The sequence below is a fragment of the Planotetraspora sp. A-T 1434 genome, from assembly GCF_025420585.1.
In the GTDB taxonomy this organism is placed as follows: domain Bacteria; phylum Actinomycetota; class Actinomycetes; order Streptosporangiales; family Streptosporangiaceae; genus JAOEGB01.
In genome coordinates this window covers 72,603-99,137 of sequence record NZ_JAOEGB010000007.1, presented here as the reverse complement: position 1 = coordinate 99,137, position 26,535 = coordinate 72,603, and the positions used below count along the sequence as shown (strand labels likewise).

Here is a 26,535-nt window from a genome sequence, read left to right as displayed (position 1 = left end):
GGACGCGACGGCGCCGCGGCTTCGCCGCGCGCGGCCACAGGCTCACGAGCCCGGCGTCCGGAGCGTGACGCTGATCGGCACCGGTGAGGAAGCGCGAATCGGCCCCGCTGATTACCAGCGGGGCCGACTCTGCGTGAAGCCTACTTCCGCGATCTTTACGGGTAGTTGGACACCTTCACCGTCGAGTTGGAGGCGTTGACCGGGCCGCCGGTGTTGTTGATGATCCGGTTGATGGTTCCCTTGCCGCCAAGGGACACCGCCACCATGCTGTGGAACTTCACGCCGGGCGTGTTCGGCACCTCGAACGACCGCTCTGCGACGACGCTGGGGTTCACGTTGAAGTAGCAGTAGCTGCCGAGGCCCCATGCCTCATGGGTGGTGACGGAGTTGGCCACCTTGTAGGCGGCGTAGCCGCGGGTGCTCCCGTTCATCCAGGAGGCCTGGTCCGGCGGGTCGTAGGGGAACTCGTTCTGGAAGAAGTACGTCCGGCCGCCGTTGCCGTTCCAGATGACTTCGTACTTCTGGTAGTGCTCGACGAACAGGCCGTACATCGTGGCGTCGTTGCCGTTGACGATGAGGCCGGTGTCCGCGGTGTTGCTGTTCCACCCGACGCCGTAGCTGTGGTCGCCGCGCCAGAGCCACATGTGGTCGCCGATGACGTTGTTGCTGTTGATCACGAGGCTGGTGGTCGCCTTTCCGACCGCCGCGCCGCCGATGCGGAAGAACACGTCGTGCAAGGAGATCGGGTCGGCCGTGTGGTTCGCGGTCGAGCCGGCCGGGCCGACCTGCATGAGCAGCGACGAGTTCGTCGGGCCGGCGTCGATGAGCAGGCCCGCGATCTTCACTCCGTCGACGTCGGCGACGGACATCGCGGTGACGCCGTTGTCCGGCATGATCGTGGCCAGGCCGATGCCGAGCACGACCGTGTCGGGACGGTTCACCCTGATGGTGTCGTTGACGTGGTAGATGCCTGGGGTGAACAGCAGGTTCTTGCCCTGGCTGAGCGCCGCGTTGATGTCGGCGGCGGTGTTGCCCGGCTTGGCGATGAAGAACTGGTCGATTGGGATCGACGACCCGGCCGGAGTGCTGCCCACCCAGGTGGTGGCCTGCGAGTTCGTCCGCAGCGCCGGTACGAACACCTGGTAGGCGCCCGCCTGGTCGACGTAGAGGAACGGCTTCTCCCGGACGACCGGCGTCGTCCCCACAGTGGTGTACGGCGGGTCGGGGAAGCTGGTCGCGGGCGCGCCGTTCACGCCGACGAAGACCATGTTCCAGTTGTAGCCGGCCCAACTGCCGAACTGGGAGTTCCGGGAGATCCACTGCTGCTGCGTGCCCGACCGCACCTGGCCGTCGATCTTCGAGTCGGAGATCCAGCCGCCGCTGGACCAGCCCCCGTCGTCGAGCTGGAGGTCGCCGCGGACGTGCATGCGGCGGTACGGCGAGGCCTGGGAGACCGCCCACCGGTCCGTGCCGCCCGGCGGGTTCACCGAAAGGTTCTCGGCGCCGCGCCAGAAGTTCCGGGTGGCGTTGCCGTTGTCCCAGTCGGCCTCGGCGTGCACTCCGCCGTTGATGGTCACATTGTCGGGCGACGCTCCTAGACCGAGCACCTGGGTGTAGTAGCCGACGTTGACGTCGACGTTGTAGGTGCCGGGCTTGAACAGGAACGCGAAGCGGTTGCCGCCGAACTCGTTCCTCTCCTGCTGGCTGAACACCGAGTTCAGCTTGCTCTGGATGGCCGAGGCGGACATCGACGGGTCGAAGACGCTGACGTTGGGCCCGAGGTCCGGATTGCCCGACGTCGGAGTGGGCGTCGGTGTCGGACCCGCTCCCAGGGTGAACGACTGGGCCGCCGTGCCGTTGCAGGTGTACTGCTGCAACTGCACGCTGTCCGCGGTCGAGGCGGCGGGCACGTCGAGACACTTGCCGCTGTGGCGGTTGACGAAGTGGTAGGTGCCTCCGGCCTCCTCCACCGGCAGCCACTGCTGGTTGTTACCGCTGCTGTAGGTCCAGAGCTGGATGGGGGAGCCGTCGGCAGTGGAGACGTTGGTGTCGTCCCAGACCTGCGCGGCGTTGAGGTTGCTGTTGACGCGGTAGTAGCCGCCGCTCGTCGCCTGCAACTGCCAGAGCTGGGCGGCGGTGCCGTTGCAGCTGTACTGCTGTACGGCGGTGCCGTTCGCCGAGGCCGCGGCCCGGGCGTCCACGCACTTGCCGCTGTTCTTGCTGACCACGGTCGTCCAGCCGGTCGGCAGGACGGCCGCCGTGGCGCTCGGCATCACCGTCACCGTCAGGCCCACCGTGGCGAGCGTCGCCAGGACCAGCGTGAGCGGCATCAATCGCCGCTCACGGCGTGGTGGGTGGGAGACCACGCCGACGTGGTCGTTGTTCAGGGTCACGAAACCCTCCTCTGCCGCGGCGCGGCATCACTGTCCAATGCGGGGGGTGAATGGACTCGCTGCGCTGTCCGCGTCCGGTGCCAGGAGGGCGGCCATGCCACGTGCCGGCAGGGCGGACAGGCGCGTTGGAGACCCATCGGGGGAGACCGGCGTGTTCCGCTGAGGACGCGGGCGCCGGCGTGGCTCGGGCCTGGACCGCTCCGGTGACTGAGCGGTCGCCGCCCTGCGCCTGCCGTACCGAATGGGCAGGCCGCGGGGATCTCCCTTCTTCGGAGTGCGGGCGGATGGTCCCCCACATGCCCGCCGGGTGGCCGCCGGTCGCCCCGCTTTTGGCTGGACGGCCGGCGTTCCGGCGGCTGTGGTATGCCTCCGAGGGGACGCTATGACTGTTACGTTTATGTGTCAATACAGCTCTTTGACTAACTCTTGAAGAAACACGAAAGGAGCGGTCCAGAGCGGAATCCCCTACCGGGCAGGGGGAGCCGGCCAGGTGCTGGCATCGTTGGCCTGTGCTGAATGGGACGTCAGAAGAGACGGTCAAGGGGACGGTCAAGGGGACGCTGCTGGTCGCCGGCACGACCTCGGACGCGGGCAAGAGCGTGGTCACGGCGGGGATCTGCCGCTGGCTCGCCCGTCGCGGCGTCCGGGTCGCGCCGTTCAAGGCGCAGAACATGTCGCTCAACTCGTACGTCACCGCGGACGGCGCCGAGATCGGGCGGGCGCAGGTCGCGCAGGCGCAGGCCGCAGGTCTGGAGCCCACCGCCGACATGAACCCGATCCTGTTGAAGCCGGGCAGTGACCGGCGGAGCCAGGTCGTGGTCCTCGGCAGGCCGCTGGCCGATGTGGACGCCATGGAGTACGGCGCGTACAAGGACCGCCTCAGGCAGGTCGCGCTGGAGTCCTACCAGCGGCTTCGGTCGGCTTTCGACGTGGTCGTCTGCGAGGGGGCCGGCAGCCCCACGGAGATCAATCTGCGCAGGGGCGACATCGCTAACATGGGGCTGGCCCGCGCCGGCGGCATCCCTGTGATCGTCGTCGGGGACATCGACCGCGGCGGCGTCTTCGCGTCCCTGTACGGCACGCTCGCGCTGCTCGACGCCGAGGACCAGGCGCTGATCGGCGGATTCCTGATCAACAAGTTCCGCGGCGCGCCCGAGCTTCTCGCCCCCGGCCTCGACACGCTGCGGGATCTCACCGGACGCCCCGTGTACGGCGTGCTGCCCTGGCTCGACGGGCTCTGGATGGACCTGGAGGACTCGCTCGCCCTGGACAACCAGGGCGTCCGGCAGGCTCCGCCCGGTCCGGGGCGGAGCCTGCGGGTGGCCGTGGTGCGTTATCCCAGGATCTCGAACTTCACCGACATCGACGCCCTCATGGCGGAGCCCGGCGTCGTGGTCAGGTTCCTCAGCTCACCCGGGGACGTCGCGGAGATCGCCGAGGCCGACCTGGTGATCCTGCCGGGATCGCGGGCCACGGTCAGTGACCTCGGATGGCTCCGCCGTACCGGCTTCGCGTCGGCCATCGCGGAGCGGCGCGGGCCCGTCCTCGGGATCTGCGGCGGCTACCAGATGCTCGCGCGGTGGATCCGCGACGACGTGGAGTCGGGCGCGGGGCTGGTCGAGGGGCTCGGCCTGCTCCCCGCCACCGTCGAGTTCGCGGCGGGCAAGACCCTCGCCCGGCCGGTCGGAGAGGCGTTCGGCTGCCGCGTCGAGGCCTACGAGATCCACCACGGGATCGTGTCGAGGGACGGCGGCGCCGAGCCGTTCCTGGACGGCTGCCGGGCGGGAGCCGTCTGGGGCACGACCTGGCACGGCGCGCTCGAGAACGACGAGTTCCGCCGGGCCTTCCTGGCCGAGGTCGCGTCCGCCGCGGGGAGGACCGGTTTCGTGCCGTCGGCGGGGGTGTCCTTCGCCGCGCTCAGGGAGCGGCAGCTCGACGCGCTCGGCGACCTGATCGAGCGGCACGTCGACACGGACGCGCTGCTCGCGCTCATCGAGAAGGGCGCCCCCGCGGGCCTGCCGGCGCTTCCGCCAGGCGGCGTCAATCAGTGAAACGCAGTCGCCAGCGACCCCCGTGGCCGGTGAGCGAGACGCGGGAGAGCGGCTCGGCGTCGATTGCCCAGAACGACTCGGCCGGCGTGCGGAGCACGTGCACGACCGCGGCCCTCATCACGGCGGGGTGCGTCACCGCGACCCCGCTCGCGGCCGAGGCCAGCCACGCGCCGACCCGATCGACGAGGGCGAGGACCGGCTCGCCCCCGTGCGGGGCCGCGGACGGGTCGGTCAGCCAGGCGCGGACGCCCTCCGGATCGGCCGCCTGGACCTCGGCGAGCGACCTCCCGGCCCAGTGGCCGAAGTCGCAGTCGCGCAGCCCCTCGTCGACCTCGGCGCGCAGCCCCAGGGCGGCGGCGGTCTCCCGGCAGCACCGCGACGGCCCGCAGGAGGCGCTCTTCACTGCGGCGTACAGGGGAGCGGCGTCGGAGGCCTGCCGCAGCCCCCGTTCGTCCAGTTCTTCGTCGAGGGGGAACGCCGCCCGGCGCATCGCCTCGGTGTAACCGTGACAAACAAGGACTAGACGGACGGTCATTCGGAACCTTTTGCTCAATTGACGCTGCGGTGGGTCGCGTCGTAGCGTAAAGCGACATTAATGATGATGTGGGGAAGCCAGCGAGACTCTGGCACGGCCGCGCCACTGTGACCGGTCCTCCGGGACCGGGAGTCAGACCCTCCATCGTCACCGCCACCCCAATTGGGACGCGTGATCCCGAGGAGGCTCTTCCCATGGCTCAAGCCGCCGTTCCCCACTCCCAGCCCGTTCCGGTCAGCATTCCGGTCCGCGAGCTGATCCCCTGGGCCGTCTTCGCCGGCGTCCTGGCCATCGTCCTCCTCTACTTCGTCGGCGCGGAGCAGGGCGTCACCGCCCTGATCTCCGGGAACGGCGTGCACGAGTTCGTGCACGACGGCCGTCACCTGCTCGGCTTCCCCTGTCACTGACAAGGGGACGAGTCACCGCAATGGTGAGAAACCTGCTGGTCCGCGGCATGCTCGCGGGCCTGGTCGCCGCTGTCCTCGCCCTCGTCTTCGCCTGGGTCTTCGGCGAGCCGGAGCTCGGGCGTGCCATCGTCCTGGAAGGCGCCCATGTCGGGCACGCGGCGGAGGAGGCGGCCGAACCCGAGCCGTTCAGCCGCGCCGTGCAGTCGACTGTGGGGCTCGCCACGGCCGTCGGCGTCTACGGCGTCGCGATCGGCGGTGTCTTCGCGCTCGTGTTCGCATTCGCCTACGGGCGCCTCGGAGCCCTGAGCGCGAGAGCCACCGCGGCCCTGATCGCGCTCGGGGCGTTCGTCACCGTCGCGCTGGTGCCGTTCCTGAAGTACCCGGCGAACCCGCCGGGGGTCGGCGACCCGGACTCCATCCGGGAGCGGACCGTCGTGTACTTCGCGCTCGTCGCCGGCTCGGTGGCCCTCGCCGCTGTGGCGCTCTACCTGCGCCGCCGCCTCGCCCCCCGTTACGGCGGCTGGAACGCGACGCTGCTCGCCGTGGCCGCGTTCCTCGTCGCCGTGACCGTCGCGTGCCTGCTGCTCCCGGTGATCGACGGGGTGCCGGCCCACTTCCCGGCCGTTCTGCTGTGGAGGTTCCGGCTCGCCTCGCTGGGCACGCAGGTCACCCTGTGGGCGGGCGTCGGACTGATCTTCGGCCCGCTGGCCGAGCGCGTGCTCACGTCCCGCTACGCTCCGGCTCCCGCGCTCCCCGCGTGAGCGGGAGCGACCGATGACTCATGACAGAACGAGGCCAGATGCCTGACGCGCGCCACTATCCGTTCACGGCGATCGTGGGGCTCGATCAGCTCAAGCTGGCACTGATCCTCAACGCCGTGTCGCCGCGCACCGGCGGGGTGCTCATCCGAGGCGAGAAGGGCACCGCCAAGTCGACCATCGTGCGGGCGCTCGCGGCGCTGCTGCCGCCGGTCGCCGTCGTACCCGGATGCCGGTTCTCCTGCGACCCCGCCGCGCCGGAGCCCGCCTGTCCCGACGGGCCGCACGGACCCCGGCCCGACGCGTCGGTGCGGCCCGCGAGGCTGGCCGAGCTTCCCGTGGGAGCCTCCGAGGACCGCCTGGTCGGCTCGCTCGACCTCGAACGCGCGCTGACCGAAGGCGTGAAGTCCTTCGAGCCCGGCCTGCTCGCCGCCGCCCACCGGGGCGTGCTGTACGTGGACGAGGTCAACCTGCTGCACGACCACCTGGTGGACCTGCTTCTCGACGCCGCCGCGCTGGGCACCTGCTACGTCGAGCGCGACGCGGTGTCCGTACGGCACCCGGCGCGCTTCCTGCTGGTCGGCACGATGAACCCGGAGGAGGGGGAGCTGCGGCCCCAGCTCCTCGACCGATTCGGGCTGACCGTCGAGGTGACCGCGTCACGCGACCCCGGCGAGCGCGCCGAGGTGGTGCGGCGGCGGCTGTCCTTTGAGGACGACCCCGAGGGTTTCGCCGCCCGATGGACGGCGGAGGAGCGGGCGCTGGCCGCTCGCATAGCCGAGGCCCGGGGCCGCCTGCGCGACGTGGCGCTCTCCGACGCCGCGCTGCGGCAGATCGCCACCGTCTGCGCCGCGTTCGGCGTGGACGGCATGCGGGCCGACCTGATCACCGCCCACGCCGCCGTCGCCCACGCGGCCTGGCGAGGCGGTACGGAGGTCACCGCCGAGGACGTGCGGGCCGCGGCCCGCCTGGCCCTGCCGCACCGGCGCCGCCGCGATCCCTTCGACGCCCCCGGCCTCGACGAGTCAGAGCTGGACGAGCTTCTCGACAACTCCGAGCCGGAACCCGACCCCGACCCCGACGCCGACCCCGACGCCGATCCCGACGCCGATCCCGACGCCGATCCCGATCCCGACCCGGGTTCGGGCTCCCGGCGGGACGGCGATCAGGAGCCCGCCGGCGGGCTCGGCGAGTCGGACAGCGCGGAGAACGGCCAGGCGGATGCGCCCGCGAGCGGCGCAGAAGATGGCGAAGCCGGCGGCGCGGGGAACGGCCAGGCGGCCACGTCCACCGCTCGGCCGGGCGAGCCGTACCGGGTGCGTGCGCTGACCGTCCCGGGGCTCGGCACGGGCAGCCCCGGACGGCGGTCACGAGCCCGCACGCCGTATGGCCGGGTCTCGGGCTCGCGGGCGCCGGTGGGCCGCCTCACCTCGCCCCATCTCACGGCGACCCTCCGCGCGGCGGCCCCTCACCAGCGCGAACGCGGCAGGACCGGGCCCGGGCTGGTGGTGCGGCCCGGCGACCTGCGCGAAGCCGTACGGGAGGGCCGCGAGGGCAACCTCGTGCTCTTCGCCGTGGACGCGAGCGGGTCGATGGCGGCTCGCCGCCGGATGGGGGCCGTCAAGGGGGCCGTGCTGAGCCTGCTCCTCGACGCCTACCAGCGGCGCGACAAGGTCGGCCTCGTGACGTTCCGCGGTTCCGCCGCGGAGCTGGTGCTTCCCCCGACCTCCTCGGTGGAGGCGGGCGCGGCCCGGCTGCGTTCCCTGCCCACGGGCGGGCGCACGCCGCTCGCCGAGGGCCTGCGCCGGGCCGCCGAGGTGCTGCGGGTCGAGCGGCTCCGCGACCCGTCACGCAGGCCGCTGCTCGTCGTGGTGACCGACGGGCGCGTCACGTCGGGCGCGACGGCCGACGTGGACCGCGCCGCCGCGCTGCTGCGCGGCGTGACCGCCGTCGTGGTCGACTGCGAGAGCGGGCCCGTACGGCTCGGCCTCGCCGGACGGCTGGCCGGACGGCTGGGCGGCGAAGCCGTACGGCTGGAGGAACTGGCCGCGGACGGGCTGCGCGAGCTCGTCCGGGAGCGCAGGAAGGCGGCCTGACATGCCTCAGGGTAAGCCGGCGGCGGTGCCGGACGACGGCCTCACGACCAGGCAGCGGCGCACCCGGCCGCTGGTGTTCGTCCACACCGGCCCGGGCAAGGGGAAGTCGACCGCGGCGTTCGGTCTCGCCCTCCGCGCGTGGAACCAGGGCTGGCCGGTCGGGGTCTTCCAGTTCGTCAAGTCGGCCAAGTGGCGGGTGGGCGAGGAGCGGGCCCTGGCCGTGCTCAGCGAGTCGGGCGCGGGAGGCACGGTCGCGTGGCACAAGATGGGCGAGGGCTGGTCGTGGATCAAGAAGGCGGGCGCCGAGGAGGACCACGCCGCCGACGCCCGTGAGGGATGGGAGCAGATCAAGCGCGACCTCGCGGCCGAGACCTACCGGCTGTACGTGCTGGACGAGTTCACCTACCCCATCAAATGGGGGTGGATCGATGTGGAGGACGTGGTGGCCGCTCTCGCGGGCCGTCCCGGCATCCAGCATGTGGTGATCACCGGCAGGGACGCCCATCCGCGCCTGCTGGAGACCGCCGACCTGGTCACGGAGATGGCCAAGGTGAGGCACCCCATGGACGCGGGTCAGAAGGGTCAGAAGGGCATCGAATGGTGATCGGCGCGACCCGTTCACGGGGGAGGGGCAGGAGTGCCTGAGCTTCCGCGCCTCGTCATCGCGGCGCCCTCCTCGGGATCCGGCAAGACGACGGTGGCCACCGGGCTGATGGCGGCCCTGACGGCCAAGGGCTTCACGGTCTCGCCGCACAAGGTGGGGCCGGACTACATCGATCCCGGCTACCACGCGCTGGCCGCGGGGCGCCCGGGGCGGAACCTCGACCCCTGGCTCGTCGGCGAGGCGCTGATCGAGCCCCTGCTCCTACACGGTGCCGCCGGACCGCATGGTGCCGCCGGGGCCGGGATCGCCGTCATCGAGGGTGTGATGGGGCTGTACGACGGCGCCTCTGGCGGCGACCTCGCGTCCACGGCCCATGTCGCGCGCCTGCTCGACGCGCCGGTCGTGCTGGTCGTCGACGCGTCGGGGCAGGGGAGATCGGTGGCCGCGCTGGTCCACGGGTTCGCCTCCTACGACACCCGCGTGCGGATCGGCGGCGTGATCCTCAACCGGGTCGGCTCGCCCCGGCATGAGCAGATCTGCCGCGACGCGCTCGCCGAGACGGGGGTCGCGGTGCTCGGGGCGATCCCCCGTGCCGAAGTGGCCGCGACGCCCTCCCGCCATCTCGGCCTCGTGCCTGCCGCCGAGCGGACGGCGGAAGCGGTGAGCGCGGTGGCGGCGCTGGGCGAGCTGGTGACGGCCACCTGCGACCTGGAGGCGCTCGTACGGCTCGCCCGCGGCGCGTCCCCCCTCAACGCCCCCTCGTGGAACCCGCGCGAGGCCCTCGCCGGCATTCCTGCCGAGGAAGGCCCTGACGGTGACGGTGACGGTGAGGTGGTCGTGGCGGTGGCCGGGGGCAAGGCGTTCACGTTCGGGTACGCGGAGCAGGCCGAGCTGATCGAGGCGGCCGGGGCCACCGTGGCCGTCTTCGACCCGCTGCGCGACGAGACCCTTCCCACTGGCTCGTCGGCCCTCGTGCTGCCCGGTGGGTTCCCCGAGGTGTACGCGGCCGAGCTGTCGGCCAACGAGCCGCTCCGGCGGGAGGTCGCCGCGTTCGGCGGGCCCATCGTGGCCGAGTGCGCCGGGCTGCTCTATCTGTGCCGGGAGCTGGACGGCCGTCCCATGTGCGGGGTCGTGGACGCCACCGCCACCATGACGGGCACGCTCACGCTCGGCTATCGGCGGGCCGTGGCCGTACGCGACTCGGTGCTGACCCGGGAGGGCGAGCGCTACGACGGCCACGAGTTCCACCGCACGCGCGTCAGCCCGGCGAGTGACGTGCCGCCGCTCTACCGATGGCGGGACGGGGCCGACGGGTACGGCGGGCCGCGGCTGGCCGCGTCCTACGTGCACCTGCACTGGGCCGGAAGCCCTCACCTCGCCCGGAGGCTGGTGTCGGAAGCCGGGCGGTCACGAGCGGCTGCCGGCGCATGAGCGGCCTGGTGACCGTCGTCGGCATCGGCGCCGACGGCTGGGCCGGGCTGTCTCCGGTCGCCCGGCGGGAGATAGACGCCGCGGAGGTCCTCATGGGCAGCGCGCGGCAGCTCGCGCTCGTGCCGGACACCGGCGCGGAGCGCGTCGCGTGGCCCTCGCCGATGCTGCCGGCCGTCGAAGGGCTGCTCGCCGAGCGAGCCCACCAGGCCGTATGCGTGCTGGCCAGCGGCGATCCGATGTTCTACGGGGTCGGCACGACGCTCGTGCGGTTGCTCGGGGCCGACCGGGTCCGGGTGCTGCCGCATCCCTCGTCGGTCTCGCTGGCCTGCGCCAGGATGGGCTGGCCGGTCGAGCAAACGGCGGTCGTGAGCCTGGTCGGCCGCCCGGTGGAGTCGCTGCACCCCTTCGTGCGGGGCCGGGTCGTCGTCCTGAGCGCCGACGCCGCCACTCCCGGCCAGGTCGCGGCTCTGCTGGTCGCCAGGGGGTACGGCCGCAGCGTGATGACCGTGCTCGAACAGCTCGGCGGCCCGGGCGAGCGCCAGGTGACGAGCACGGCCGAACGGTGGGACACGGAGGTCGCGGAGATCGGCCCGCTGAACGTCGTGGCCGTGGAGTTCCGGCCCGAGCCGGGCGTGTCGCCGCTGCCGTGCGTTCCCGGGCTGCCGGACGAGGCGTTCGAGCATGACGGGCAACTGACGAAGCGCGAGGTCCGCGCGGTGACGCTGTCGCGGCTCGCTCCCGAGCCGGGTGAGCTGCTGTGGGACGTGGGCGCAGGGGCCGGGAGCGTGGCCATCGAGTGGATGCGCGCCCATCCCGCCTGCCGGGCGGTCGCGGTCGAGAGCCGCGCCGAACGCGCGGCCCGGATCGCGCGGAACGCGGCGGCCCTCGGCGTGCCCGGACTGCGGGTGGTGCACGGCACGGCTCCGGAGGCTCTCGCGGGCCTCGAACCACCCGGCGCGGTCTTCGTCGGCGGCGGCGCCACGGTGCCGGGCACCGTCGAGGCGTGCTGGGAGGCCCTGCGCCCCGGCGGGAGGCTCGTGGTGAACGCGGTGACCCTGGAGTCCGAGTCGGTCGTGGCCGCCTGGCACGGCAAGGTCGGCGGCGACCTGGTCCGGATCGCGGTCGACCGGGCCGCGCCGGTCGGAGGATTCACCGCATGGCGGCCGGCGATGCCCGTCCTGGTGTGGACGGCGACCAGAGAGGCGGCATCATGACGGTGCACTTCATCGGGGCCGGGCCGGGTGCGGCCGACCTCATCACCGTGCGCGGGCGCGACCTGATCGCCGCCTCGTCGGTCTGCCTCTACGCGGGGTCGCTCGTGCCCAAGGAGCTGCTGGAGCACGCGCCCCCCGGCGCGCGGCTGGTGGACACCGCCCGCATGACGCTGGACGAGATAGTCGCCGAGATGCTGGCCGCCCACGCCGCCGGGCATGACGTGGCCCGATTGCACTCCGGCGACCCGTCGATCTTCAGCGCGATGGCCGAGCAGATGCGCCACCTTGACGCGGAGGGCGTGCCGTACGACGTGACACCGGGTGTCCCGGCCTTCGCCGCCGCGGCCGCGTCCCTCGGGCGCGAGCTCACCGTGCCCGGAGTCGGCCAGACGGTGGTGCTGACCCGGACGTCGGCGCGCGCCACTCCCATGCCTCCGGGGGAGGACCTCGGCACGCTCGGCCGCAGCCGGTCCACGATGGTGCTGCACCTGGCGGTCCAGCGCATCGAGACGCTGGTGGAGGAGCTGACCCCCAACTACGGCGCGGGCTGCCCGGTCGCGGTGGTGGCCCGCGCGAGCAGGGACGATGAGGTGGTCCTGCGGGGCACCCTGGCCGACATCGCCGGGCGGGTGCGCGAAGCGGGCGTGGTCCGCACGGCCGTGGTCATCGTCGGCGCGGTGCTGACCGCTTCCGAGTTCCCCGACAGCCACCTCTACTCCGCCGCGCGGCACCGCGACGCGATCGACTGAAGGAGCTCGTCATCGACTACATCCAGGACGACTACATCCGGGACGGCTACATCCGGGACGGCTACATCCGGGACGGCGCGGAGATCTACCGCCGGTCCTTCGCCACCATCCGCGCTGAGGCGGATCTCGCCGGCCTGCCGGAGGACGTCTCCAGGGTGGCCGTGCGGATGATCCACGCCTGCGGGATGGTGGACCTCGTCGCCGATCTCGCCTGGTCCCCCGGCGTGGTGGCCGCCGGGCGGGCGGCGCTCCGAGCGGGCGCGGCGATTCTGTGCGACGCGACGATGGTGGCCTCCGGAGTGACCCGCCGGCGGCTGCCGGCCGATAACGAGGTGCTGTGCGCCCTCGGCGACCCCCGCGTGCCCGACCTGGCCCGCCAACTCGGGACGACCCGCAGCGCGGCGGCGCTGGAGCTCTGGCGGGACCGGCTCGACGGCGCCGTGGTGGCGATCGGCAACGCCCCCACTGCCTTGTTCCGGCTTCTCGAACTGGTGGGGGAGGGCGCCGGGCGGCCCGCCGCCGTCCTCGGCGTGCCGGTCGGCTTCATCGGCGCCGCCGAGTCCAAGCAGGCGCTGGCCGAGCACGGCGGCCTCGACTACCTGGTGGTGCACGGGCGCCGAGGTGGGAGCGCGCTGGCCGCGGCGGCCCTCAACGCGATCGCGAGCGAGGAAGAATGAGCGACAAGATCAGCGAGCCCGGCGGCCGGGAGCCTGCGCCGGTGGGGCGTTTGCGCGGCGTGGGGCTCGGGCCCGGGGATCCGGAACTGGTCACGGTGAAGGCCGCGCGTCTCGTCCGTGAGGCGGACGTGATCGCCTACCACAGTGCCCGGCACGGCCGGAGCATCGCCCGCGCGGTGGCCGCGCCGTACCTTCGCGGCGACCAGATCGAGGAAGCACTGATCTATCCCGTCACCACGGAGACCACCGACCATCCGGGCGGTTACCGCGGGGCCATCGAGGAGTTCTACGTCACGTGCGCCGAGCGACTCGCGGCGCACCTCGACGCCGGACGTGACGTGGTCGTGCTCTGCGAGGGAGATCCACTCTTCTACGGCTCCTACATGCACCTGCACAAGCGCCTGGCGGACCGTTACCCGACAGAGGTCGTCCCCGGCGTCACGTCCGTCAGCGCGGCCTCCGCGGTGCTCGGCCGCCCGCTCGTCGAGCGGGACGAGACCCTCACCGTCCTGCCCGGGACGCTGCCGCCCGAAGAGCTCGCCGTACGGCTGGCCGCCACGGACTCGGCGGCGATCCTGAAGCTGGGCCGTACGTTCACGTCTGTGCGGGACGCGCTGGAGCAGGCGGGCCGCCTGGACGACGCCTGGTACGTCGAGCGGGCCACCACTGACCGTCAGCGGATCGAACGGCTCGCCGACGTGGCCCCCGAGGAGGTTCCGTACTTCTCGGTGGCCATCCTCCCCAGCAGGATCGACACGCCGTCCGCCGTCCGGGTGGAGTCGGCTGCCGATGGGCCGGCGGCGGCGTCTCGGGGGGAGGTCGTCGTAGTGGGGCTCGGCCCGGCGGGCCGTCCCTGGCTCACGCCCGAAGCCCAGGACGCCCTCGCGACCGCGGATGATCTCGTCGGGTACGGCCCGTACCTCGACCGGGTGGCGCCCAACCCCCGCCAGCGCCGGCATCCCACGGACAACCGCGTGGAGGCCGAGCGGGCGGCGCACGCGCTGCGGCTGGCCAAGGAGGGGTCCCGGGTCGCGGTGGTGTCCTCGGGAGACCCTGGGGTGTTCGCCATGGCGAGCGCGGTCCTCGAGGTGGCATGCGAGCCCGAGTACGCGGATGTGCCGGTCCGCGTGGTCCCCGGGCTCACCGCCGCCCAGGCGGTCGCGAGCCGGGCAGGGGCGCCGCTGGGGCACGACTACTGCGTCCTTTCCCTGTCCGACCGGCTCAAGCCCTGGGACGTGATCGCGGACCGCCTCGCCGCCGCCGCGGCGGCCGATCTCGTGATCGCCGTCTACAACCCGGCGTCGCGGAGCCGTACGTGGCAGGTGGCCGCGGCGAGGGACCTTTTGTTACGGCATCGCGGCCCGGACACGCCGGTGGTCATCGGGCGGGACGTCGGGGGACCGGCGGAGACCCTGCGCGTCACCACTCTGGCAAAGCTCGACCCGGCCGATGTCGACATGCGGTGCCTGCTGGTGATCGGCTCGTCGACGACACGCGTCGTCGAGCGAGAGGGACGGCCTGTCGTCTTCACCCCCCGCCGCTATCCGGCTCATTAGTGCTGCCCCCCAACCGGGAAGGATGGAACGGCCTTGTAACCGTCGCCGCAGTGAACTCATGGCGCTTCCCGGCATGCTTACAAGCTCTGAAGGTCGAGCGGATGGGCCACGAGGACACGAGCATGTCCGGCCGGTACGGGACGTGACCGAGGGTATGCGCCGTGCTGGACGAGGACCTGGAGGCGTGGCGGGGGGTAAGGCATCCAAGGTGGTCACGGCGATCTCGCCTAGGAACAGCGTGCGCGGGTCGGCCTAGCCCGCCCAGATCAGGTCATAGATTTCGATCAGCTCGGCCGTCGCGTCGAGGTGGAACCACAAGATGCCCATGCCGTCGCCGAACGTCGTCTGGCGGAAATCGGCCGTGCCCGGTCTGGCCACCCTGGCATCCCAGGGCTCGCGCACCAAGTCGGCGGCCCGCGCTACCAGCGCGGTGAGCGCCTCGGTAGGGAAGTCCTTCATCTTGGTCAGGGCCAGCCCGCGCAGTTCGACGCGGTAGCTCACCGGCGCCGGACCTGGGCCTGCGCCAGGCGCTCCTCCCAATCAGGGATGGCCTCCTCGATGGGGATCCGCTCACCCTTCTCCTCGAGGATCTCGCGCACCGCCTCCTCATGGCGGGGGTCGTTGTAAGCGATCGAGCTCAGCCACCACGTGTGCAACAGTTCGGGCAGGAGATGGTACTTGCCCGGCTCTCGCGCGGCCTCCCACGCCTCCTGGTATTGCTCCAAGAAAAGGGGCCGGTACTGCTCAGGAAGGCCGCGAAGGATGGCCTCGGGATCTTGCCACGGATCGTGGATGGGCTGGGCGCTCATGACACGACGCTACCTCAGGGCTCGGCTTCGAGGGGGACGGTCGCCTGCATCGACGTCGACTCGACGCAGCGGCGCATATATGTACTGCCCGGTGCTCCTCGACCCGGCCGATGTCGACTGCGCTGCCTGCTGGTGATCGGCTCATCGACGACACGCGTCGTCGAGCGAGAGGGACGGCCCGTCGTCTTCACCCCCCGCCGCCATCCGGCCTGACACTTCGTACGGCACCTCTTGCCGCGGACGTCCCCGCTCGTACGAAAGGAACGCGGCGCAGCAGACGAGTAGGGCAACCATGAAGGCAGGCAGCCAGGCGAGCCGGGCGAACACCCAGCCGGGGGTGTCAGGGACGGTGTGCAGGCCCGGCAGGGCCTCGCCCGTCAGCATGCCGGTAGCGGTGACCGCGATCAGGGCGGTCTGGTGCCAAAGGAAGATCGTCATGGCGGACAGGTTGGCCGCCGTCACCACCGCCCAGGCGGCCGGGCGGCGCAGCAGCCGCCGGAGCGGGCCAACCAGCAGCAGCGCCGCCCCGCACTGGGCCAGGCCGAAGGTGACGGCCGCCAGGGTGGGCGGGGCCTGGTTGGAGACGCGGGCACCCGGCACGCCGACCATGGAGGCCGGATAGCCGGCCCACAGGACCAGCGCGGCAGTGGCGGCGGCGCCGCCGAGCAGCAGCCCCCACGCGGTCGCGCGCCCGCAGAGGCGGCCGCGTTCCCAAGACGCGCCGAGGCAGTACGGCACCAGCCAACCGGCCATGTAGTTGATCCACCCCGGCCACGCGGGGCCGCCCAGGCCGAACCGGACCAGGTCGGTGAGCGCGACGACGGCGAGCGGCCAAAGCGGATGCGTCCTGGCGGCCAGCGGCGTCGCGGCCGTCAGCCCTGCGAAGACCAGCAGAAACCACATTGGCGACCACACCAGCTTGGCCAGGGCGAATACGGTTCGCAGGTCGGCGCCCAAGGCGAGCATCGTGACCACCACCATGCTCCACACCGCCGGCACGACGGCGACCGGCCGGAACAAGCGGGCCATTCGGATGCCGAGCCACCGGGTGTAGCTCTCGCCCCTGACGCGGGCGGAGGAACGGCTCTTCACGGCCATTTGCCCGCCCACCACGAAGAAGACCGCCATGGTCTGGAACACCCAGGAGACGGGGGCGAGGTGCGGCATGCTCCGTAGCGGGCTGCCGACGCGTATCGTGCCACTGTCGACGACCAGGGCGGTCACCAGCCAGTGGCCGAGCACCACGCCCAGGATGGCTGCGGCCCGCAGTCCATCGACGCCGCGGTCACGGCCGGAGGGCGTCGCGGCCTCGATGCGCCGGATGAGGTCACGCATCGCGGCCCACCTGGGCGGGAGCCTGTCCCGCAACGATCGCGACGATGCTCCTCAGCGACGGGGAGCCGGCCTTCAGGTAGTCGCTGTGGCCGCCGTCGCCGGCTTCGAAAAGCCGTGCGCCGAACCGCGGGGACAGCGGGTCCGCACCGAATCCGATGGTCGCGAAGGGAAGGCGCAGCCGCGCGTGCGGCACGTAGGCGATCCAGTCGCCGCTGCCCCGGCCGGCCCAGACGGTGGCCTTGGTGCGCAGCGCGGCAACGTTGTCGAAGGTCGTGCCCGCGCTGCTGACCAGGACGATGTCGGCGACGTCCATGTCTGAGGCGGCCCGGGCGCAGACGACGCCGCCGTACGAGTGGCACAGGAGGGTGACACGGGCGTGGGGCCTCGCGGCGCGCAGTTGGCGTACGAACGCGCGCAGGTGCGGGACGGCCGCGTCGGCCCGGCCGGTCGTCAGCGCCTCGGCGCTCACCGTGCTGGGCGTGTGGTAGCCGAGCCACGCGATGACAGCGGATCGCTGGCCGAGCGCCTGGGAGAGCCTCAGCGAACTGCCGCGCAGGATTCCGTACTTGTCGAGGTTGGTGTCGGCGCCGGGGACCACCACCGCGATCCGGTCCGCCGTCGCCAGGTCCCCGAACACCTCCATGGCCCGGCCGCCGTCGCGGCCGTCGAACGACAGGAACCGGCGGGTGGGATCCGCCATCGCGTGCAGCATCGTCGCACGCCACTGGTCTCCGTGGGCCGAGGCCGTCTCTTCGGCGGCCAGGATGCCGGCCCGGCTCACGGCGTATCTCTGGGCCAGGGCTTCGTGGGTCGCGGCCCGGAACGGGCCCAGCGCCGCAGGGGTGGGCGCCGGGACGGCCGCCGCGCGTGCCACATGCGTCACCGGAAGCACCACCAATGTGGCGATGAGGGCTGCGAGGGGGGTACGGCTGAGCCGGAGCCGGTCGGATTCGCTCACCCCGCAGACGGTGCCGGACGGGGCATCGACGCCGCGTCGGACCGCCGGTGGCATTCCTCGGGGCGTCTGTAGACCGTGGATGTACGACTTTGGTCCGATGCCGGTTCAATACCGAGCCGTTACCCTCTGATCATGCACGTCGCACCGCCTCCGCCTTTCCTCAAGCGGGTGCCGCCGGGTGTCTGGACGACGGTGACCTGGTGCGCGGGGGTGGCCTTTACGGTTCTCATCCGTGTCAGGCTGCCCGGCGAGTCCATGTCCGCCGTGCCGGCCGGTGTCCTCGTCTTCCGGTGGGACGGGCTGACCTACCTGGGAGTGGCGACCGGCCTCGTGCTGGCTGGAAGCGCTCTGCTGCCCCGCCGGCCGCTGCGCGCCCTCACCCTGTTCCTCGCCGCCTCCGTGATCGAGACTCTCCCTCTGGGAGTCGGGGAGATCCCGCTGGCCCAGTTCCTGGCCGTCGACGTGGCGCTCTATTTCATCGCGTCCACCAGAGCGCGCCGGACAGGGGTCGTCGCCGTGGCCTGTGCGCTCGCCGTACTCGCCGGCTATCTGACCACCCGGTTGTTGTGCGGCTGGAGCGTCGGAACCTCCGCGGAACTGGCGGTGGCGATGACGACGGTCATCGCCTGGCTGGTAGGGCATTCTGTGCACCAGGCTCGCGAGCATGCCGGGAAACTGGTCGCACTGGCGACCGCCCAGGCGGTCACCGACGAACGGCTGCGCATCTCGCGTGAGCTGCATGACGTCGTCGCGCACAGCATCGGCGTCATCGCCCTGCAAGCCGCCGCGGCAGGGCGGGTTATCGAGACCCAGCCCGGACGGGCGCGGGAGGCGCTGGGCGAGATCGAGACGGTCGGCCGGGAGGCATTGTCCGGGCTGCGCCGCATGGTCGCCGCGCTCCGGCAAGCCGAGCCGGGGCAGCCCCCACAGCCGGCGGCGTCCGGCTCGGCGCCGGGGCTGGCCGACGTCGACCGGCTGGCGGCGACCGTGACGGACGCCGGAGTCCGCGTCGATGTGCGATGGCTGGGCGAGCGGCGCCCGCTGCCTGCTGATATCGATATCTCCGCTTACCGGATCATCCAGGAGGCGGTCACCAACGTGGTGCGCCACGCCGGAACCCATTCCTGCGAGGCGCTCATCGACTTCCGGGACGACGAGCTGTCCATTGAGGTGATCGACGGGGGGAACGGTCGTGGCCGTCCGGCGGGAAGCGGATATGGCCTGGTCGGAATGCGCGAGCGGGTCGGCCTCCTGCGTGGGGAGTTCTCCGCCGCGCCTCGTCCCGAAGGTGGTTTCCGAGTGACGGCCCGTCTTCCCCTGCCGGAGGGAGTGCGATGACCGTCCGCATCGTGCTCGCCGACGACCAGGCGCTGATCCGCGCCGCGATGCGGATGGTCATCACCGAGGCTCCCGACCTTGAGCTCGCCGGTGAGGCCGAGACGGGCGCGCAAGCCGTACGGCTCGCCGAGGACCTGCGCCCCGACGTCGTCCTGATGGACATCCGCATGCCCGGAATGGACGGCATCGACGCCACCCGGCTGATCATCTCCGGTCCCAGCGGGGCACGGGTGGTCATCCTGACCACCTTCGATGACGATGACTACGTCTACGGCGCGCTGCGCGCCGGCGCGTCCGGGTTCCTCGTCAAGGACATGGCTCTGGACGACATCCTCGCGGCGATCCGCGTGGTCGCCGCCGGTGACGCCCTGATCGCGCCGAGTGTCACCCGACGGCTGATCGGGGAGTTCGCCGGCCGCCCCCTGCCCGCTCTCGCGTCCCCCGTGCTGAAGGGCATCACCGGGCGGGAACGCGAAGTCCTGACACTGGTCGCACGTGGCCGATCCAACACGGAGATCGCCGCCGAACTGTTCGTCAGCGTCGCCACCGTCAAGACGTACGTGACGCGGCTGCTGACCAAGCTGGATGCCCGCGACCGGGTTCAGCTCGTCATCATCGCCTACGATGCGGGGCTCGCTCCCGGATCTTGACCCGTTCGTCCAGATGGAGGAGGCCGTCGAGCCAGGCCAGGGCCTGTTCGACGGTCCCGGCCGTGGGAACGTCGGGCAGGGCGGGACGCCGCACCACGACGACGGGCAGGCCGAGCTCCCGGGCGGCGGTGAGCTTCGGCATGGTCATCGTTCCTCCGCTGTCCTTGGTGACCAGCAGGTCGACGCGGTGCTCCCGCATGAGGGACAGCTCACTGTCCAGCGTGTAAGGGCCCCGGTCGAGCAGCAGGCGGAACCTCGATGGAAGCGGCGGCTCGGGCGGGTCGACCGTACGGATGAGGAACCACAGGTCGTCCAGGCCGGCAAAGGCGGGCAGGCCCTGGCGTCCCGTGGTGAGGAACGCCCGGCGGCCCAGCGTGGGAAGCCGCGCGGCCGCTTCCGGCAGTGACGCCGTCCAGTGCCAGTCGTCGCCCGGCTCCTCCCGCCACCCGGGCCGGCGGAGGACAAGCAGGGGGACCCCGGCCGCCGACGTGGCCCGCACCGCCGAGGCGGTGATCCGTTCGGCGAACGGGTGGGTCGCGTCCACCACGGCGGAGATGCCCTGCTCACGCAGCCAGTCCGCCATGGCGTCCGGGCCCCCGAACCCCCCGACGCGTACCTCTCCCCGCGGGAGCTTGGGGTCGCGCACCCGGCCTGCCAGTGAGGAGATCACGCGAAGCCGCGGCTCTCGTGCCAGCGTCTCCGCCAGTCGCCGTGCCTCGCCGGTCCCTCCCAGGATCAGGACGCCCGCCCTCATGGGAGGCTCCGCCCAAACTGGTACATCCTTGACGCATGAGCACCGGTCTTCGGCACGGCTGGACCACTGGCGCGTGTGCCACGGCGGCCACCACGGCCGCGTACACGGCACTCCTCACAGGGTCGTTCCCCGATCCCGTGGAGATCGTGCTGCCACGCGGTCAGTGTCCGGCGTTCGCGCTCGCCGTGGAGGAGCTGACCCCTGGCGGAGGTTCGCGGGCCGGGGTGGTCAAGGACGCCGGGGACGACCCCGATGTGACTCATGGCGCGCTGATCTCCGCGACCGTACGGCACGGCGCTCCGGGGACCGGCGTCACGTTCCGCGCCGGGCCGGGCGTGGGGACGGTGACGAAGCCGGGGTTGCCGCTGGATGTGGGCGAGCCGGCGATCAACCCGGTGCCCCGGCAGATGATGCGCGAGCACGTCGAGCGGATCGCCGGACTGTACGGCGGCAGCGGCGACGTCATCGTGGAGATCTCCGTGGAGGGCGGGGAGGAGTTGGCGCGCCACACCTGGAATCCCCGATTGGGCATCCTCGGGGGGCTCTCCATCCTCGGCACCACCGGCATCGTGGTGCCGTACTCGTGCTCGGCGTGGATCGACAGCATCCGGCGCGGGATCGACGTCGCGCGGGCGGCGGGGCATCGGCACGTCGCCGCGTGCACCGGCAGCACGTCGGAGAATGTGGCCACCGAGCTCTACGGGTTGCCCGAAGACGCGCTCCTGGACATGGGCGACTTCGCCGGGGCCGTGCTGAAATACCTGCGCAGGCACCCGATTCCCCGGTTGACGGTCGCCGGTGGCATCGGCAAGCTCTCCAAGCTCGCGGACGGGCACCTGGATCTGCATTCGGGCCGCTCGCAGGTCAGTACGGAGGCGCTCGCCGCGCTGGTGAGGAAGGCGGGCGGCGCCGAGGACCTGGCCGATCGGGTCAGGCACGCCAACACGGCACTGCAGGCGCTCCAGCTCTGCCAGGAGACCGGTCTGCCGCTGGGGGACCTGGTCGCGGAACGGGCAAGGGTCGCCGCCCTCGGGGTCCTGCGCGGCGCCCCAGTCGACGTCGACGTCGTGGTGATCGACCGCGCGGGGATCATAGTCGGCCGAGCCGGGTGAGGGTGGGGCGGGGCTCATGGCTCTGTCGTGCCCGCCGGCCCATCGGCTGTCGTGCGCGTCGTGCTGATCGCGGAAGCCGTTTCCTCAATGCCCGTGCATGACACGCTCCGCCCACCGGCGTCCACCCGGTAGCCGTGGCCGGTGGCGACGACGAGCACGGCGGGCCCGCTCGGCCGTCCGCAGCGGCGTTCGCAACCGGCCCAGTGCACCGGGAGAGCTTCCGCCGCGCCCCGGGCACCGGCGCCCGCCATCGCTCGAATGGCGTCGGCCTGGACATCGGCCAGGGACTTGGCGCAGCCGGGCCGTCCCGTACAGGCCGTCACTCCCGTCCACGGGGAGGAGGCGTCGGTGATGAGGCCGACGTCCGCCAGCCGGGGGAGCCACAGCTCGGCGTCGGCCCACGTCAAGCCGGGCACGATGACGCCGCGCCACGGGGTGAGGCGGATCTCCCCATCGCCTGTGTCGGCGGCGGTGGCGACGGCGTGGGCCTGAGCGGCCGACAGGCGGCCGAGCGGCGGCATGACGGACAGCGCGGTCCAGCCGCCGGGCTGCGCCAGCGCTCCCAGCTGCTTTCCGGCGACTGTCGCGACGCCTCCGTCTCCCGGCTGGAGGAGGGGTGACGCGGCGGCGTGGCCGCCGAGGCGGGCGGCGATCCTCGCGGGGCCATCGGGGAGTTCAGCGATCCGCCAGGCCTTGGAGTCGGCCGACCCGCGTTCGGCGAGGAACGCCTCGGCCGCCGCCACCATGACGGGTACGGCTTCCTCCGGGCTGACGCGCAGCCCGCTGTCCTGGCCCGCGATCAGCACGAAGGAGGGGGGGAGGAGGGCGATGTCGGCGCCGAGGGCCGCCACGTCGCCTCTGCCGTCGTCCACGGCGAACAGGAACCGGCCGGGCAGATCCGCGAGCACCGGGCGGGAGCGGATGGCCAGATCGAGCTCGCGGACCAGCGGGGCCACCTCGATGAGGCCCTGACCGTCCAGCCCCGCCATTGGGGAGGCCAGGATGTTCCGCACGCGTTCATGGGTCGCCGAGGGGAGCAGCCCGGCGGCGGCCATCCGCGTCGCTAAGCTCCGCTCCGCCTCGCCGTGCAGGCCGCGGATCTGGACGTTGGCGCGGGACGTCAGCTCGATGACGCCCGAGCCGAGGGACGCGGCGGTGTGGCCGAGCTCGCGCAGTTGCCGGGCGGTGAGGATGCCGCCCGGTACGCGGATCCGAGCGACGGCGCCGTCAGCGGCCGAATGCGTCTGAAACGCCCCCGGGCATGCGTCTGGCCCGGATCGTTCCGAAACGTCGGTAAGACCCACGTCGATGATGTTAGTCCGGCTTACGCAACAAACCCGCATAATGGGGGCGACGGCACGAGGAGGGAAGCCGGTGCGAATCCGGCGCGGTCCCGCCACTGTCACCGGACGAGGGCGTCAGCCCAGGTCCGGGAGCCAGAACACTCCTGGCCGTTCTGGACCACGACCCGGGGCGCGGACCCCGAGTGAGGACATGTGCCGTGCGCGAGCTGCCCATCCTGCTGCTGTCCACCTCGGACACCGACCTTCTCAGTGCACGCGCGAGCGGTGCGCCGTACCGGCTGGGCAACCCCGCCCGGCTCGCCGTCGCCGACCTTCCGCCCCTGCTCGACGGCGTCGAGCTCGTGGTGGTCCGGTTGCTCGGCGGGCGCCGGGTCTGGGAGGAGGGCCTGGACGCCCTGTTGGCGGGTCCCCGTCCCGTCATCGTGCTCGGCGGCGAGCAGGCCCCCGACGCCGAGCTGATGGAGCTGTCCACCGTCCCCGGCGGCGTGTGCGCCGAGGCCCACGCGTATCTCGCCCACGGCGGCCCGGACAACCTGGCCGAGCTGCATCGCTTCCTGTCCGACACGGTGCTGCTCACCGGGCACGGGTTCGCCCCTCCGGCTCCGCTGCCGAGCTGGGGCGTCCTCGAACGCGACTCGACCGGCGACGGCCCGGTCGTGGGGGTCCTTTACTACCGCGCTCATCACGTGGCCGGGAACACCGGCTTCGTCGAGTCGCTGTGCGCCGCGATCGAGAACGCGGGCGGCCGCCCCCTGCCGGTCTACTGCGCCTCCCTCCGCACCGCCGAGCCGGAGCTGCTCGACGTGCTCGGCCGTGCGGACGCGCTGATCGTCACCGTGCTCGCGGCCGGCGGCAGCCGTCCCGCGACGGCGTCGGCGGGCGGGGACGACGAGGCGTGGGACGTGGGGGCGCTGGCCCGGCTCGACATTCCGATCCTGCAGGGCCTGTGCCTCACCGGCGACCGGGAGACGTGGGCGGCCAGCGACGACGGGCTGTCGCCTCTCGACGCCGCCTCGCAGGTGGCGATCCCGGAGTTCGACGGCCGGATCATCACCGTGCCGTTCTCCTTCAAGGAGGTCGACGAGGAGGGGCTGACGGTCTACGTGGCCGACCAGGAGCGCGCCGCCCGCGTCGCCGGCATCGCCGTACGGCATGCCACGCTGCGCCACGTGCCTCCGGCGGACCGGCGCGTCGTGGTCATGCTGTCGGCCTATCCCACCAAGCACGCGCGGATCGGCAACGCGGTCGGGCTCGACACGCCGAAGAGCGTGGTCCGCCTGCTGGCCGCCCTCCGCGAGCGGGGCTACGACATAGGGGAGCTGCCCGGCGTGGCTGATCAGGACGGCGACGCGCTCATCCACGCTCTCATCGCCGCGGGCGGCCAGGACCAGGACTGGCTCACCGAGGAGCAGCTTTCCGGGAATCCGGTACGGATCTCCGCCGAGAGCTACGGCGCCTGGTACGGCACGCTGCCTGAGGACCTGCGCGCGGACATGGAGCGGCACTGGGGCCCTCCGCCGGGCGAGCTGTTCGTCGACCGGTCCCGCGACCCCGACGGGGAAATCGTGCTGGCGGCGCTGCGGGCCGGGAACGTCGTGGTGATGGTGCAGCCGCCGCGCGGGTTCGGCGAGAACCCCATCGCCATCTACCACGACCCCGACCTGCCGCCCAGCCACCACTACCTGGCGGCCTACCGCTGGCTCGCCGACGGGTTCGGCGCGCACGCGGTGGTCCACGTCGGCAAGCACGGCAACCTGGAGTGGCTGCCCGGCAAGTCCGCCGGGATGTCCGCGTCCTGCGGGCCGGACGCCGCGCTGGGCGACCTGCCCCTGATCTACCCGTTCCTCGTCAACGACCCGGGGGAGGGCACCCAGGCCAAGCGGCGCGCGCACGCCACGCTTGTGGACCACCTCGTGCCGCCGATGGCGCGCGCCGACACCTACGGGGACATGGCCCGGCTGGAGCAGCTCCTCGACGAGCACGCCTCCATCGCCGCGATGGACCCGGCCAAGCTGCCCGCCATCCGGGCCCAAATCTGGACGCTGATCCAGGCCGCCCGGCTCGACCACGACCTGGGCCTGGACGACCGGCCGCACGACGCGGAGTTCGACGACTTCCTGCTGCACGTCGACGGCTGGCTGTGCGAGGTCAAGGACGTGCAGATCCGGGACGGCCTGCACGTGCTCGGCGAGGCTCCGGCCGGGCAGGCGCGCGTGGACCTGGTGCTCGCGATGCTCAGAGCCCGGCAGATCTGGGCGGGGAGCGAGGCGCTTCCTGGGCTGCGTGAGGCGCTCGGCCTCAGCGAGGACGGCACCGCCGGGCGCGTCGACACCGATCAGGCCGAGACGGTGGCGGCGGCGCTCGTCGAAGGGATGGAAGCCCGTGGCTGGGATCCGGCCGCGGCCGGGGAGGTCTGCGAGGCGATGGCCGTACCGTCCCGGGTTTCGGAAATCCTGACGTTCGCCGCCACCGAGATCGTGCCGCGGCTGGCCAAGACGAGCGGCGAGATCGACGCGGTGCTGCACGCGCTCGACGGCGGCTACGTTCCCGCGGGGCCCAGCGGGTCGCCGCTGCGCGGCCTGGTGAACGTGCTCCCCACCGGCAGGAACTTCTACTCGGTCGACCCCAAGGCCGTGCCGAGCCGCCTCGCCTGGGAGACCGGGCAGGCGATGGCCGAGTCGCTGCTGGAGCGCTACCGGGCCGACACGGGCGACTGGCCGCGCTCGGTCGGGCTGTCGATCTGGGGCACCAGCGCGATGCGCACCGCCGGGGACGACGTGGCCGAGGTCCTCGCGCTTCTCGGCGTCCGCCCCGAGTGGGACGAGGCGTCCCGCCGGGTCACGGGTCTCACGCCGATCCCGGCGGCCGAGCTCGGCCGTCCCCGCGTGGACGTCGTCGTCCGGATCAGCGGTTTCTTCCGCGACGCGTTCCCCCACGTGGTGGTCATGCTGGACGACGCCGTACGGCTGGTCGCCGGCCTGGACGAGCCCGAAGAGCTCAATTACGTGCGGGCCCACGTCATGGCCGACCGGGCCGTCCACGGGGACGAGCGGCGGGCCACCACACGGATCTTCGGCTCCCGCCCCGGGGCGTACGGCGCCGGCCTGCTCCCGCTGATCGACAGCCGCAACTGGCGCGACGACGCCGACCTCGCCGAGGTCTACGCGGTGTGGGGCGGTTTCGCCTACGGCAGGGACATGGACGGCACGCCGTCCCGGCAGGACATGGAGGCCGCCTACCGGCGCATCGCGGTGGCCGCGAAGAACGTCGACACGCGCGAGCACGACATCGCGGACTCCGACGACTACTTCCAGTACCACGGCGGGATGATCGCCACCGTCCGCGCCCTCACCGGCAAGGCTCCGGCGGCGTACATCGGCGACAGCACCCGGCCGGACGCGGTCCGCACCCGGACCCTGTCGGAGGAGACGGCCCGGATCTTCCGCGCCCGCGTGGTCAACCCCCGATGGGTCGCGGCGATGCGGCGGCACGGGTACAAGGGCGCCTTCGAGCTGGCCGCCACCGTCGACTACCTCTTCGGATACGACGCGACGACAGGCGTGGTGGCCGACTGGATGTACGACACGCTCGCCGCGACCTACGTGCTGGACCCGGAGAACCAGCGGTTCCTCACCGAGTCGAACCCGTGGGCCCTGCACGGCATCGCCGAGCGCCTGCTGGAGGCGGCCGACCGGAACATGTGGGCGCACCCCGACCCCGACATCCTCCAGGACCTGCGGGAGGTCTACCTCAAGGTCGAAGGCGACATCGAAGGCGGCACCGATACCTGGGTATAGCCGTATG

The 26,535-nt window shown here is 72.3% G+C and carries 22 protein-coding genes and 2 riboswitches; of the genes, 14 read left to right on the top strand and 8 right to left on the bottom strand.

Features of this window, described 5'->3' with window-relative positions; translation table 11 throughout:
- Positions 1–155 precede the first annotated feature (155 nt).
- Complete coding sequence (locus N5079_RS11335) at positions 156–2,393, bottom strand: RICIN domain-containing protein (RefSeq protein ID WP_261583586.1); 2,238 nt, start codon at positions 2,391–2,393, stop codon at positions 156–158.
- Between the two features lie 509 nt (positions 2,394–2,902).
- Here N5079_RS11335 and N5079_RS11330 point away from each other — a divergent pair.
- Positions 2,903–4,444 (top strand): cobyric acid synthase, encoded by a 1,542-nt coding sequence (locus N5079_RS11330; RefSeq protein ID WP_261583585.1) that lies wholly within the window; start codon positions 2,903–2,905, stop codon positions 4,442–4,444.
- Here the strand turns inward: N5079_RS11330 and N5079_RS11325 are convergent.
- On the bottom strand, positions 4,434–4,979 hold the full coding sequence (locus N5079_RS11325) for a histidine phosphatase family protein (protein ID WP_261583584.1): 546 nt from the start codon (positions 4,977–4,979) through the stop codon (positions 4,434–4,436). The genes N5079_RS11330 and N5079_RS11325 overlap by 11 nt on opposite strands.
- 13 nt (positions 4,980–4,992) lie before the next feature.
- Positions 4,993–5,140: riboswitch (cobalamin riboswitch) on the top strand.
- A gap of 33 nt (positions 5,141–5,173) precedes the next feature.
- On the opposite strand from N5079_RS11325, the gene N5079_RS11320 reads away from it, so the two are divergent.
- From N5079_RS11320 to N5079_RS11280, 9 genes are read left to right on the top strand one after another with little or no spacing between them, the layout of a single operon-like run.
- Positions 5,174–5,386: a CbtB domain-containing protein gene (locus N5079_RS11320; RefSeq protein ID WP_261583583.1), complete on the top strand. Its 213-nt coding sequence runs from the start codon at positions 5,174–5,176 to the stop codon at positions 5,384–5,386.
- Positions 5,387–5,406: 20 nt separating this feature from the next.
- Complete coding sequence (locus N5079_RS11315) at positions 5,407–6,147, top strand: CbtA family protein (RefSeq protein WP_261583582.1); 741 nt, start codon at positions 5,407–5,409, stop codon at positions 6,145–6,147.
- A gap of 38 nt (positions 6,148–6,185) precedes the next feature.
- Positions 6,186–8,240: a putative cobaltochelatase gene (locus N5079_RS11310; protein ID WP_261583581.1), complete on the top strand. Its 2,055-nt coding sequence runs from the start codon at positions 6,186–6,188 to the stop codon at positions 8,238–8,240.
- A gap of 1 nt (position 8,241) precedes the next feature.
- A complete protein-coding gene (gene cobO, locus N5079_RS11305; protein WP_261583580.1) occupies positions 8,242–8,844 on the top strand; it encodes a cob(I)yrinic acid a,c-diamide adenosyltransferase in 603 nt (200 codons plus the stop codon).
- A gap of 33 nt (positions 8,845–8,877) precedes the next feature.
- Entirely contained in the window at positions 8,878–10,275 is a 1,398-nt protein-coding gene (locus N5079_RS11300; protein WP_261583579.1) for a cobyrinate a,c-diamide synthase, read from the top strand.
- A complete protein-coding gene (gene cbiE, locus N5079_RS11295; protein WP_261583578.1) occupies positions 10,272–11,489 on the top strand; it encodes a precorrin-6y C5,15-methyltransferase (decarboxylating) subunit CbiE in 1,218 nt (405 codons plus the stop codon). Before N5079_RS11300 ends, cbiE begins: the two co-directional genes overlap by 4 nt.
- Positions 11,486–12,238, top strand: coding sequence for a precorrin-4 C(11)-methyltransferase (gene cobM / locus N5079_RS11290; RefSeq protein ID WP_261583577.1), 753 nt, complete (start codon positions 11,486–11,488; stop codon positions 12,236–12,238). The genes cbiE and cobM overlap by 4 nt, the downstream gene beginning before the upstream one ends.
- A 50-nt stretch (positions 12,239–12,288) precedes the next feature.
- A complete protein-coding gene (locus tag N5079_RS11285) occupies positions 12,289–12,915 on the top strand; it encodes a precorrin-8X methylmutase (protein WP_410007776.1) in 627 nt (208 codons plus the stop codon).
- The gene (locus N5079_RS11280; RefSeq protein WP_261583576.1) at positions 12,912–14,471 is read left to right on the top strand and encodes a precorrin-2 C(20)-methyltransferase; all 1,560 of its coding nucleotides are present in this window, start codon (positions 12,912–12,914) and stop codon (positions 14,469–14,471) included. Before N5079_RS11285 ends, N5079_RS11280 begins: the two co-directional genes overlap by 4 nt.
- Before the next feature lie 252 nt (positions 14,472–14,723).
- Here the strand turns inward: N5079_RS11280 and N5079_RS11275 are convergent, their stop codons facing one another.
- From N5079_RS11275 to N5079_RS11260, 4 genes are all read right to left on the bottom strand, one after another.
- The gene (locus N5079_RS11275; RefSeq protein WP_261583575.1) at positions 14,724–14,972 is read right to left on the bottom strand and encodes a hypothetical protein; all 249 of its coding nucleotides are present in this window, start codon (positions 14,970–14,972) and stop codon (positions 14,724–14,726) included.
- Positions 14,969–15,280, bottom strand: a complete 312-nt coding sequence (locus tag N5079_RS11270; protein WP_261583574.1) for a DUF6247 family protein — start codon at positions 15,278–15,280, stop codon at positions 14,969–14,971. The genes N5079_RS11275 and N5079_RS11270 overlap by 4 nt, the downstream gene beginning before the upstream one ends.
- A gap of 141 nt (positions 15,281–15,421) precedes the next feature.
- Positions 15,422–16,615, bottom strand: a complete 1,194-nt coding sequence (locus N5079_RS11265) for an acyltransferase family protein (RefSeq protein WP_261583573.1) — start codon at positions 16,613–16,615, stop codon at positions 15,422–15,424.
- Positions 16,608–17,573 carry an alpha/beta hydrolase family protein gene (locus tag N5079_RS11260; protein WP_261583572.1) on the bottom strand — a complete coding sequence of 322 codons (966 nt, stop codon included), beginning with the start codon at positions 17,571–17,573 and terminating at the stop codon, positions 16,608–16,610. Before N5079_RS11260 ends, N5079_RS11265 begins: the two co-directional genes overlap by 8 nt.
- Positions 17,574–17,705: 132 nt before the next feature.
- Here N5079_RS11260 and N5079_RS11255 point away from each other — a divergent pair, with 132 nt between their 5' ends.
- Positions 17,706–18,911, top strand: a complete 1,206-nt coding sequence (locus N5079_RS11255) for a sensor histidine kinase (protein ID WP_261583571.1) — start codon at positions 17,706–17,708, stop codon at positions 18,909–18,911.
- On the top strand, positions 18,908–19,561 hold the full coding sequence (locus tag N5079_RS11250; protein ID WP_261583570.1) for a response regulator: 654 nt from the start codon (positions 18,908–18,910) through the stop codon (positions 19,559–19,561). Before N5079_RS11255 ends, N5079_RS11250 begins: the two co-directional genes overlap by 4 nt.
- Here the strand turns inward: N5079_RS11250 and N5079_RS11245 are convergent.
- On the bottom strand, positions 19,524–20,315 hold the full coding sequence (locus tag N5079_RS11245; RefSeq protein WP_261583569.1) for a cobalt-precorrin-6A reductase: 792 nt from the start codon (positions 20,313–20,315) through the stop codon (positions 19,524–19,526). The two genes, N5079_RS11250 and N5079_RS11245, sit on opposite strands and share 38 nt — an antisense overlap.
- Positions 20,316–20,350: 35 nt before the next feature.
- Here N5079_RS11245 and N5079_RS11240 point away from each other — a divergent pair, with 35 nt between their 5' ends.
- A complete protein-coding gene (locus N5079_RS11240; RefSeq protein ID WP_261583568.1) occupies positions 20,351–21,427 on the top strand; it encodes a cobalt-precorrin-5B (C(1))-methyltransferase in 1,077 nt (358 codons plus the stop codon).
- A 14-nt stretch (positions 21,428–21,441) separates the two neighbouring features.
- Here N5079_RS11240 and cobG read toward each other — a convergent pair whose 3' ends face one another.
- Positions 21,442–22,731 (bottom strand): precorrin-3B synthase, encoded by a 1,290-nt coding sequence (gene cobG / locus N5079_RS11235; RefSeq protein ID WP_261583567.1) that lies wholly within the window; start codon positions 22,729–22,731, stop codon positions 21,442–21,444.
- Positions 22,732–22,897, top strand: a riboswitch (cobalamin riboswitch).
- A 40-nt stretch (positions 22,898–22,937) separates the two neighbouring features.
- Between cobG and cobN the strand changes: the two genes are divergently transcribed.
- Positions 22,938–26,528: a cobaltochelatase subunit CobN gene (gene cobN, locus N5079_RS11230; RefSeq protein WP_261583756.1), complete on the top strand. Its 3,591-nt coding sequence runs from the start codon at positions 22,938–22,940 to the stop codon at positions 26,526–26,528.
- The last annotated feature ends 7 nt before the right edge of the window (positions 26,529–26,535 follow it).